This window comes from Aestuariivirga sp. (genome assembly GCF_046093005.1).
In the GTDB taxonomy this organism is placed as follows: Bacteria; Pseudomonadota; Alphaproteobacteria; order Rhizobiales; family Aestuariivirgaceae; genus Aestuariivirga.
Window position 1 is genome coordinate 1 of sequence record NZ_JBJTER010000082.1, and the last position, 10,150, is coordinate 10,150.

Here is a 10,150-nt window from a genome sequence, read left to right on the forward strand (position 1 = left end):
GGCCGATGTGTTCGATTACATTGAGTGCTTCTACAACCCCAAGCGCCGGCATTCCACGCTCGGGTACATCAGCCCCATTGAGTTCGAGAGGAAGGCGGGGTTAGCTTAAGTGCATGTCCACGGAACCGGCAGCAGGCCACATATCTGCATCAAGGGAGTGAATACAGCTGCGCTTCAGTTTGCAACGGAGACGACCTCGCGAGACGATCCAGGGTTTGCTTGGAGCGTGTCTCTGATTGTGTCGAAAGGCGTCCTTTCTTGGAAGGTACCGTGATGTCTTGAGACATTCTAGAAGCACTGCCAATGGACGAGGTACTGCTCGGGGTCTGTAGCATACTTGTAGGCGCCGGGCGGGAAGAAGCACAACAGGCTTACACGTTTCCGGTTGTGGCCACTCGCGTCACAGCCCTGTTCTGGAGTGTTTCAGTCGTTGTTAGATGGAGTCGGAGTGGGCTACATAAGGACACGACCTAGCAAGGCCGGCGCGTGCGGGCACAGCCATCACTGTCGCAAATAGGTCACATTTACTGTTGATTTCCTGCAACAGTTTCTGCTGAACGGTGGTGATGAGCGAGCAGGTCCAAAATCGCGTCTCTGAGCGGCTTCGGCGGTCGACAGGCCTTGCCGGCTTTACGCTGGTCTTGGCCGGGGTCGTGCTTGGTCTGGCCACCTTCGCGATTCTCACCGGCATGACGCCGATTGAGCCGACCCCTCAGAACACCTCGCTCCTGCTTTTCATGAACGGCATTCTCCTGCTCGTCATGGCCACCGCGGTTCTGGGACAGGTGGTATTTCTGATCCTTGAGAAGCGCCGCGGCACACCGGGGGCGGCGCTTCATCTTCGTCTGGTCTTGCTGTTCAGCATCATAGCCGTGGTGCCGGCCATCATTGTCGCGGTGTTTGCAACGTTCACGCTGAACCGTGGTCTGGATGCCTGGTTTTCTCAACGAACGCAGGCCATCGTCGACTCGGCGACCTTCGTTGCCGAAGCCTATATCAAGAGCCTCACGGACGCGGTGCGCAATGACGTTACCCAGATCTCCACCGATCTTGCGCAGCAACGCGATATCTTCGACACCGACAAGGCCACCTTCTTCCGCCGCCTGGCGCGCCATGCAACCCTGAGAGGGCTGCCCGCTGCCTTTATCTTCGATCCCACACAGCAGGCAGACGGCCAGCAGCAATTTGGCGCGAGATTCGTCGCGAATGACGAAATCAAGTTCTTCCCGCCAAGTGCCGATGCGCTGAAGGCCGCGGACCGTGGCGAACTGGTGGTGCTTCCTCCCGGCAAAGGCGGAAACGTGGTGCGCGGTCTGATCAGACTGCCAAGCTATCCCGGGTCCTACCTCATGGTTTACCGGGCGATCAACAAGTCAGCCCTGGGGCTTCTTGAGCGAACACGCGCCGCGAAGCAGGAGTACGACCTTCTGATGGAGAGGCGCCTTGGTGTGCAGATCACCTTTGGCATGGTCTATGCCCTCGTCGGCATGGTGCTGCTGCTGGCGGCGATCTGGGTGGGCTTGTGGTTCTCCGACAAGTTGGTCGCGCCCGTTGTACGGCTTCTCGATGCCGCGCGCCGTGTCTCGAGTGGCGAGCTGGACGCCAAGGTCGCGGTGGTCGAGGGGCCGGAAGACCTTCAGACGCTGTCCCGGACTTTCAATTCCATGACCGGGCATCTCAAGCAGCAGCGCGATGATCTCGTGACGGCCAGCGATGCGATTGATGAACGCCGCCGCTTTACCGAAGCCATGCTGGCTGGCGTCAGCGCCGGGGTCGTGGGCATTGATCCGGCAGGCAAGGTGTCTCTGGTGAACCGCTCGGCGCTGAATTTGCTGGGCCATGGCGAGAGCGATCTGATCGGAAAACCGGCTGAAGTCGTGCTGGCGCCGTTCCGGCCGATCTTCGAACAGGCGCTGACCAGGCCCTCCGGCTTCGCCGAAGGGCAGATCGACATCGAGCGCATGGGCGAAAGCCGCAGCCTGTTCGCGCGGGTGACCACTGAAAGCTCAAACGATGCCGAGCACGGCCACGTTCTGACATTCGACGACATCACCGATCTCGTTTCCGCACAGCGCACGTCCGCGTGGGCCGATATCGCACGCCGTATCGCCCATGAAATCAAGAACCCGCTGACGCCAATCCAGCTTTCGGCGGAACGCCTGAAGCGGAAGTATGGCGCGCAGATCCAGTCAGACAAGCAGGTGTTCGATCAATGCACCGACACCATCATCCGCCAGGTTGGCGACATTGGCCGCATGGTCGATGAATTCTCGTCCTTCGCGCGCATGCCCAAAGCCGTTCCCGAGCCGCAGGAATTATCCGCAATCGTGCGCGAGGCCACGGTGTTGCAGCGGGTATCGTCGTCGGATATCGATATTGAACTGGACGTGACAGGCGGTGAATTCGTATTTCCGTTTGACCGGCGGCTCATCACGCAGGCGATCACCAATCTGGTCAAGAATGCAAAGGAATCGATAGAAGCCCGTCTCCAGCAGCAGCCGCTTCCGCGCGGCCATGTTTCCATCATAGCCGGAGTCCAGAATGATCAGCCATTCATCAGAGTGGTCGACAATGGCATCGGGCTTCCGCGTGAAAACCGTCATCGCCTTGCTGAACCATATATGACCACCCGCGAGAAGGGCACCGGTCTGGGTCTCGCCATCGTCAAGCGTATCATGGAGGAGCATGGCGGCCGGCTCATCCTTGAGGACGCACCAGCCTCACCGGAAGGAATACAAGGAGCGAGCGTGACGCTCCAGTTCGGCAAGCTTGCGGCGCGCACCAGCGCCGCCGAATAAGGAATTGGATATCGAATGGCGGCAGACATCCTGATCATCGATGACGAAGCGGATATCCGCGATCTCATCGCCGGAATACTCGAGGACGAGGGCTATGAGACGCGGCTGGCGCATAATTCGGACGCAGCTCTGGCGGAAATCGCCCAGCGGCGGCCGTCCCTCATCATCCTCGATATCTGGCTCATCGGCTCAAAGCTCGATGGCCTCGATCTCCTGAAACTCATCAAGGACAAGAACCCCGAGGTTCCGGTGGTGATCATCTCGGGTCACGGCAACATCGAGACGGCGGTGGCGGCGATCAAGCGCGGCGCCTATGAGTATATCGAGAAGCCATTCAAGGCGGACAGGCTTCTGCTTGTGGTCGGACGGGCTCTCGAGACATCCCGCCTCAAGCGCGAGAACGAGGAACTCAAGGGCAAGGCGGGCACGGAGTCCGAATTGCTCGGCAACTCCGCAGCGATGCGCCAGCTGCGCACCCTTCTCAAGAAGATCGCACCGTCCAACAGCCGGGTATTGATCGCAGGACCGATGGGCGCTGGAAAGGAATTGGCGGCACGAAACCTTCATTCCATGTCGCTGCGTGCATCTGGACCGTTCGTGACCCTGAGTGCCGCGGCGATGGCTCCCGAGCGCATGGAGGAAGAACTTTTCGGTGTCGAAGACGGTACGGGCGCCACGCGCAGGGTAGGGGCCCTGGAAGAAGCCCATGGCGGCACCCTCTACATCGACGAATTGGCGGATATGCCGCTTGAAACCCAGGGCAAGGTGCTCCGCGTGCTGGTTGACCAGACCTTCCAGCGCGTTGGCGGCGGCAAGAAGGTCAAGGTCGACATCCGTGTGGTCTCCTCTACCTGCCGTGACCTGCCTGCGCTCATTGCCATGGGCCGCTTTCGCGAGGACCTCTACCACCGGCTTGGCGTGGTGCCGATCCACGTGCCGCCGCTTGCCGAGCGGCGGGACGATATTCCGGAACTGATCGCCCACTTTGCCCGTAGCTATTCGATGAGCTCCGGCCAGCCACTGCGAAAGTTCGCGGACGATGCGATTGCGGTCCTCCAGACCAGGGACTGGACGGGCAATGTGCGTGAGCTACGCAACAACGTCGAGCGTATGCTGATCCTGGCCGGCGGAGACGCAAGCACCGAAATCAGCGCCGCCATGCTGCCATCCGACGCAGGCGGCGCCGGTTCGGCGGTTGCAAGCGTCGGTATAGAACACCTTCTCGTCTACCCTTTACGCGAGGCGCGCGAGGCTTTTGAACGCGACTACATCACCGCCCAACTCGGCCGTTTCGGCGGAAACATTTCCAGGACAGCCCAGTTCATCGGCATGGAACGATCGGCCCTGCACCGGAAAATAAAGCTTCTGGGGCTCACGGGCCGCCATGAAGAGGACACGGAGTTGGGAAATTGAAATAAACGGCAGGGCCGTGCTAGAATAACAAAAATGGCCCCAGAACAAGAGTAGATCGAGATGGCCCAAGAAAAACAGCAAAATTTGCAGGATACGTTCCTCAACCACGTGCGAAAGCAGAAAATTCCGGTGACGGTGTTCCTCGTCAACGGCGTCAAGCTCCAGGGGGTGATCACCTGGTTCGACAATTTCTGTGTTCTCCTGCGCCGTGACGGCATGTCCCAGCTGGTCTACAAACACGCGATCTCGACGATCATGCCAGGCGGGCCGATCAGCCTGTTCGACGAAGAACAGGCCGGCGGTTGAGGTCGCGCAACACCACCGGCGGCGGTGTCGATTTCCAGATTGAGGGAAAGGCCGCCACCCGCGCCATCGTGCTGCAGGTGGACCGCCGCGACCGCAATGCGCCGCCATCGGCGGACCGGGATGTCGCGGCCCGGCTTGACGAAGCGGTTGGGCTGGCACTGGCCATAGACCTCGAAATCGCTGATCGTATCATCGCACCCGTAACGGCGCCCAAGCCGGCGACGCTGCTGGGGTCCGGCAAAGTCGAGGAAATCGCCGAGCGTGTGAAGGAGACCGAAGCCGAGCTCGTGGTGGTCAACGCCCAGCTCACGCCGGTCCAGCAGCGCAACCTCGAGAAGGCCTGGGGCGCCAAGGTACTGGACCGAACCGGCCTCATTCTCGAAATCTTCGGCCGCCGCGCCTCAACGCGCGAGGGCGCGATGCAGGTTGAACTCGCGCATTTGCAATACCAGAAGAGCCGTCTCGTGCGCTCATGGACGCATCTGGAGCGGCAGCGCGGTGGCTTCGGCTTCCTCGGCGGCCCCGGCGAAAGTCAGCTGGAAGCTGACCGGCGGCTGATCCAGGAGCGCATCAGCCGTATCGAGAAGCAATTGGAATCGGTGGTGAAGACCCGGTCGCTTCACCGCAAGGGCAGGGCGCGCGTGCCCTATCCGGTGGTCGCGCTGGTGGGCTACACCAATGCCGGCAAATCAACGCTGTTCAACCGGTTGAGCGGCGCGGGCGTGCTGGCCAAGGACTTGCTGTTCGCCACCCTCGATCCCACCATGCGGGTGATCGCGCTGCCGCATGGCCGCAAGGTGATCCTGTCCGACACGGTGGGGTTCATCTCCGATCTGCCGACCTCGCTCATCGCCGCGTTCCGCGCCACGCTCGAAGAAGTGCTGTCGGCCGATCTCATCCTGCATGTGCGGGATATCTCGCATGCCGACACCGACGCCCAGTCGGAAGACGTGAACCATGTGCTGGCCGAGCTCGGCATCGACGAGGTCAGGCGCGGGCGGGTGATCGAGGTGTGGAACAAACTCGACCTGCTGCCGCCCGAAGAGCGCGCCGCGCGAGAAGCGCAGGCGCTGCGGCGGCCGGGCTGTGTCATGGTTTCGGCGGTCACCGGCGAAGGGGTGACACCGCTGCTCGAACTGATCGAAGGGCGGCTCGGCGCCGAGGACACGGTCTATGAGATCGCGCTGGCGCCAGAGGACGGCGCCGGTCAGGCGTGGCTCCATGACCGTGGCGAGGTGCTGGGCAGACGCAACTGTTCCGATGGCCGGATTCTGATGAAGGTGCGGCTTGGCGCCGACAAGGCGGGGCAGGCATCCGCCCGTTTCGGGGCCGCCATGCGGGCGTTGGGCGCCCGCCGCCTGGCGGCGGAATAGGGCTATTTGCCGAGCTTCTTGGCCTCGTTCCAGAGCCCGTCCATCTCGTCCAATGTGGACTGTTTCGGCTCCTTGCCCATCTCCTTAAGCCTTGCCTCGATATGCGCGAAGCGGCGCTCGAACTTGGCGTTGGCAGACCGCAAGGCCGCTTCGGGGTCGATCCCGAGGTGGCGCGCCACATTGGCCATGGCGAACAGCAGGTCGCCAAATTCCTCAGCCTTCTTGCCGGCGGGTGCTTCGCGGAACTCCTGCACTTCCTCGGCAATCTTGTCATAGACATTCTCGATAGACGGCCAATCAAAGCCAACCTTTGCCGCTTTCGCCTGCAGCTTCACGGCGCGCGTGAGGCCGGGCAGGGCGGCGGGAATGCCCGCAAGCACGCCCTCACGCGGCTTATCCTGGCGTTCCCTGGCTTTCATCTCCTCCCAGAAACCCTTGGCGAGCGGCGCGGCGCGGTCTTCCGCGCTGCCGAACACATGCGGGTGGCGTCGGATCATCTTGGCGTTCACCGCCGCGATCACGTCATCGAAGCTGAAGCTTCCTTCCTCATCCGCCATCTGCGCGTGGTAGACGGCCTGCAGCAGCAGATCGCCCAGCTCCTCGCAAAGATCGGCGCGGGAGCCCCTTTCGATGGCATCCGCCACCTCATAGGCTTCCTCGATGGTGTAGGGGGCGATGGTCGCGAAATTCTGCTGGAGGTCCCACGGACACCCGGTCACGGGGGTTCTGAGCGCTTTCATGATGGCGCGGAGTGTTTCAATTTTTCGGGGGTCCATGTCGGCGGGGTTCTGGGTCATGCCGGCTGGACTAGCCGATCGCGCGAAAAAGGGCTACCCGGCGGGCATGCAGGACAGACTTTTCGAGGACCCCGCACTCGTCCGGTTCTACGACGCCGAGAATGGCTGGGGCGACGATACCCGCTTTTGCCTCAATTTGGCGCAGGAGGCCCGCAGCGTGCTTGACCTCGGTTGCGGCACCGGGCTTCTGGCTGCGGCCCTGGGCGACGGGCGGGAGGTCTGGGGCGTGGATCCCGCCGCCGCCATGCTTGCGGTGGCCCGCCGCCGCGCGGGCGGCAAGGCCGTGACCTGGGTCGAGGCGGACGGGCGCGTGGTGCGGCTCGGCAGGCGCTTCGACCTCATCGTGCTCACTGGCCACGCCTTCCAGTGCTTCCTGACCGATGATGACCAGCGCGCGCTGTGTGCGACCATCGCAGCCCATCTGGCGCCGCGGGGCCGGTACATCTTTGACAGCCGCAACCCGGCGTGGGAGGAATGGCGCGAATGGATACCGGCGCTGTCGGAGCGGGTGTTCGCGCTGCCGGAACTGGGGCGCATCACCGCCTGGAACGATGTCCGCTACGACGCCATGAGCGGCATCGCCGCCTATGAGACGTTCTACCAGGCGGATGATGGCCGCCGCTGGCAAGCCACGTCGCAGATCCGGTTCGCGCCCCAGGACCAGATCGCCGCGCGTCTTGCCGAGGCCGGGCTGGCCGTCGAGAATTGGCTCGGCGACTGGCAGGGAGGCGCTTTCACGCCATCTTCGGCGGAGATCATCCCACGGGGACATCGATCTCCCTTACTCGCATAATATATATTATGGAACATAATCAGATATCCCGAAAATCTAGTTCCATGCCGTCAAAGGCCGGCAAAACGCCGTCCGGAAGCTCGCTCACCAGCGTCTCGTAATCGAGATCGACATGCATGTTGGTCAGCACGGCGCGCCGCGGCTTCAGCCGCGCGATCCAGTCCAGCGTCTGGGACAGGCACCAGTGGCTGCCATGCGGCTGCCGCTTCAGGGCATCAACGATCCACAGATCAAGGTTCTCGAGGGCCGCAAGGCTTTGGGCCGGCACGCCGTCGATGTCCGGCGTGTAGGCGACGTTGCCGATCCGGAACCCGAGCGCATCGATGGTGCCATGATGGACGTGAAACGGCTGAACCGCGATCTCGCCACCCTTTCCTGAGACGGCCACCAGCTTTCCCGGTTCGATCTGGCGCAGGTTTAGGATCGGCGGATAATCGCTTCCCGGCGCGGCATAAAAGCAATAGCTGAACCGGGTCGTGAGCATCCGGCCGGTGGCGTCATCTGCCCAGACATCGATGCGCTGCCCCTGGCGCAGGAAAAAGGCGCGCAGATCGTCAATGCCATGGGTATGGTCGGCATGTTCATGCGTGAACAGCACGCCATCGAGGCTGCCCACGCCAGCCGAAAGCATCTGCTCCCGCAAGTCCGGCGAGGTATCGATCAGAACCCTCGTTTCTCCGCCGCCGCCAGTCTTGCGGAGCAGTATCGAACAGCGCCGCCGCCGGTTTTTCGGGTTGGCCGGATCGCATTTGCCCCAGTCGCCGCCGATGCGCGGAACCCCGCCGGAGGACCCGCAACCGAGGATCGTGGCCTTGAGGCTCATGCCGCGGCAGTCTCCGGCGCCGTCCGCGGAACCTTGGAAAACAGCCGGCAAATGTTGTCGCTGGTGATCCTCGCCATCTCCTCGACCGGAAGGCCCCGCAGTTCGGCCAGCGCCGCCAGCGTCTTCACCACATAGGCGGGCTCATTTGGCTTGCCGCGATAAGGAACCGGCGCCAGATACGGCGCATCGGTCTCGACCAGGATGCGGTCCAGCGGCAGCGCCGCCGCCGTGCCGCGGATGTCAGCCGCCGATTTGTAGGTGAGGATCCCCGAAAACGAAACATAGCCGCCGAGATTTACCGCCGCATGGGCGAGCCGCGCCGCGGAGGTAAAGCAGTGCAGAAGCGGCACGAAGGCCCCTGCCCGCATTTCCTCTTCCAGAATGGCAACCGTGTCGTCTTCCGCCTCACGGCTGTGAATGACGATGGGAAGGCCCGAGCGGCGCGCCGCATCGATATGCACCCGGAAGCCTTTGGCCTGCGCGGCGCGCGGACTCAGATCATAATGATAATCGAGACCGGCCTCGCCGATGCCCACGCATTTCGGATGCCGGGCCAGGCGCGCCAGCTCTTCGGCGGTAACGTCCGGCTCCTCATGGGCGTTGTGCGGATGGGTGCCCACCGTACAGAACACCGCCGGGTTGGCTTCGGCGATCCGGCACAGGTTTCCAAAGCGCGCGACCCGCGAGGAAATCGACACCATCAGCCGCACGTCAGCCGCGGCGGCGCGCGCCAGCACCTCCGGCAAGTGCTCGGCGATCCCCTCGAAATCGAGGTGGCAATGGCTGTCGATCACCAGCATGCGTCAGGCCTTCGCCGCGTCCTCGTCCACATAGCGCGGGAAGATCGGCTGCGGTGGCGGCAGTGGCGTTCCAGGCACCAGCGGCGCGCCGAGATCGGTGAACATCCGCCTATCTTCCGGCACGGCAAGCAGGTCCAAGAGTTTCGCCGCGGAGCCCGGCACATAGGGCTGCGCCATGATGCCGATGATGCGCAGCACCTCGGCCGTCACATAGAGCACGGTTTCCATGCGGGCGGGATCGGTCTTCTTGAGCGCCCAGGGCTCCTGCCCGGCGAAATAGCGATTGGCGTCGGCCACCACCCGCCAGATCGCGTCCAGCGCCCTGTTGATGGCGTGGGTCTCATGCGCCGCCCGGGCTTCGGCGTGAATGGCGCCCGCCGCGGCCAGGATCTCGGTGTCCGCCGCGCTCAACGCGCCACAAGCCGGAACCACGCCGCCGCAATTCTTGGCGATCATCGACAGGGAGCGCTGCGCGAGGTTGCCGAGGTCATTGGCGAGATCGGCGTTGATGCGATTGACGATCGCCTCGTGGCTGTAATTGCCGTCCTGGCCGAACGGCACTTCGCGCAGGAAGAAATAGCGCGTCTGATCGACGCCATATTCGCGCACCAGATCGCCCGGCGCCACCACATTGCCGACCGACTTCGACATCTTCTCGCCGCGGCTGAACAGGAAGCCGTGCACCACGATCTGCTCCGGCACGGGAAGCCCGGCGGACAGCAGGAAGGCGGGCCAGTAAATGGCGTGAAACCGCGTGATGTCCTTGCCGATCACATGCGCCGAGGCCGGCCAGAAACCGGCGCGCGGCGCATGCGGATCAGGGAAGCCGGTGGCCGAGAGATAGTTGGTGAGCGCATCGACCCACACATACATCACATGGCGCGGATCGTCCGGCACCGGAATGCCCCAGTCAAAGGTGGTGCGCGACACCGAAAGATCGTTGAGCCCGCGCTTGACGAAGGCCACGATCTCATTGCGGTAGTGTTCCGGCGTCACGAAGTCCGGCCGCTTCTCATAGAGATCGAGCAGCTTGTCCGCGTAGGCCGA

At 62.9% G+C, this 10,150-nt stretch carries 10 protein-coding genes; 6 read left to right on the top strand and 4 right to left on the bottom strand.

What is annotated here, in order from left to right; all coding sequences use genetic code 11:
* The 5 genes from ACKOED_RS06675 to hflX all read left to right on the top strand — a co-directional run.
* Positions 1-109 (top strand): IS3 family transposase (locus ACKOED_RS06675; RefSeq protein ID WP_408915809.1); only part of this gene is annotated, 109 nt, incomplete at its 5' end.
* Between the two features lie 457 nt (positions 110-566).
* Positions 567-2,798, top strand: coding sequence for an ATP-binding protein (locus tag ACKOED_RS06680; protein WP_408915803.1), 2,232 nt, complete (start codon positions 567-569; stop codon positions 2,796-2,798).
* Between the two features lie 15 nt (positions 2,799-2,813).
* Complete coding sequence (locus ACKOED_RS06685; RefSeq protein ID WP_408915804.1) at positions 2,814-4,211, top strand: sigma-54-dependent transcriptional regulator; 1,398 nt, start codon at positions 2,814-2,816, stop codon at positions 4,209-4,211.
* A gap of 60 nt (positions 4,212-4,271) precedes the next feature.
* Positions 4,272-4,517, top strand: coding sequence for an RNA chaperone Hfq (hfq, locus tag ACKOED_RS06690; RefSeq protein WP_111198540.1), 246 nt, complete (start codon positions 4,272-4,274; stop codon positions 4,515-4,517).
* A complete protein-coding gene (gene hflX, locus ACKOED_RS06695) occupies positions 4,514-5,890 on the top strand; it encodes a GTPase HflX (RefSeq protein ID WP_408915805.1) in 1,377 nt (458 codons plus the stop codon). Before hfq ends, hflX begins: the two co-directional genes overlap by 4 nt.
* Before the next feature lie 2 nt (positions 5,891-5,892).
* On the opposite strand, the gene mazG is transcribed toward hflX, so the two are convergent.
* Positions 5,893-6,666 carry a nucleoside triphosphate pyrophosphohydrolase gene (gene mazG, locus ACKOED_RS06700; RefSeq protein WP_408915810.1) on the bottom strand — a complete coding sequence of 258 codons (774 nt, stop codon included), beginning with the start codon at positions 6,664-6,666 and terminating at the stop codon, positions 5,893-5,895.
* A 67-nt stretch (positions 6,667-6,733) separates the two neighbouring features.
* Here mazG and ACKOED_RS06705 point away from each other — a divergent pair, with 67 nt between their 5' ends.
* Complete coding sequence (locus tag ACKOED_RS06705) at positions 6,734-7,480, top strand: class I SAM-dependent methyltransferase (RefSeq protein ID WP_408915806.1); 747 nt, start codon at positions 6,734-6,736, stop codon at positions 7,478-7,480.
* Positions 7,481-7,499: 19 nt separating this feature from the next.
* Here the strand turns inward: ACKOED_RS06705 and ACKOED_RS06710 are convergent, their stop codons facing one another.
* The 3 genes from ACKOED_RS06710 to ACKOED_RS06720 all read right to left on the bottom strand — a co-directional run.
* On the bottom strand, positions 7,500-8,303 hold the full coding sequence (locus ACKOED_RS06710; protein ID WP_408915807.1) for an MBL fold metallo-hydrolase: 804 nt from the start codon (positions 8,301-8,303) through the stop codon (positions 7,500-7,502).
* Positions 8,300-9,100, bottom strand: a complete 801-nt coding sequence (locus tag ACKOED_RS06715; RefSeq protein WP_408915811.1) for a TatD family hydrolase — start codon at positions 9,098-9,100, stop codon at positions 8,300-8,302. Before ACKOED_RS06715 ends, ACKOED_RS06710 begins: the two co-directional genes overlap by 4 nt.
* A gap of 6 nt (positions 9,101-9,106) precedes the next feature.
* A partial coding sequence (locus ACKOED_RS06720; RefSeq protein ID WP_408915808.1) for a methionine--tRNA ligase occupies positions 9,107-10,150 on the bottom strand: 1,044 nt, incomplete at its 5' end.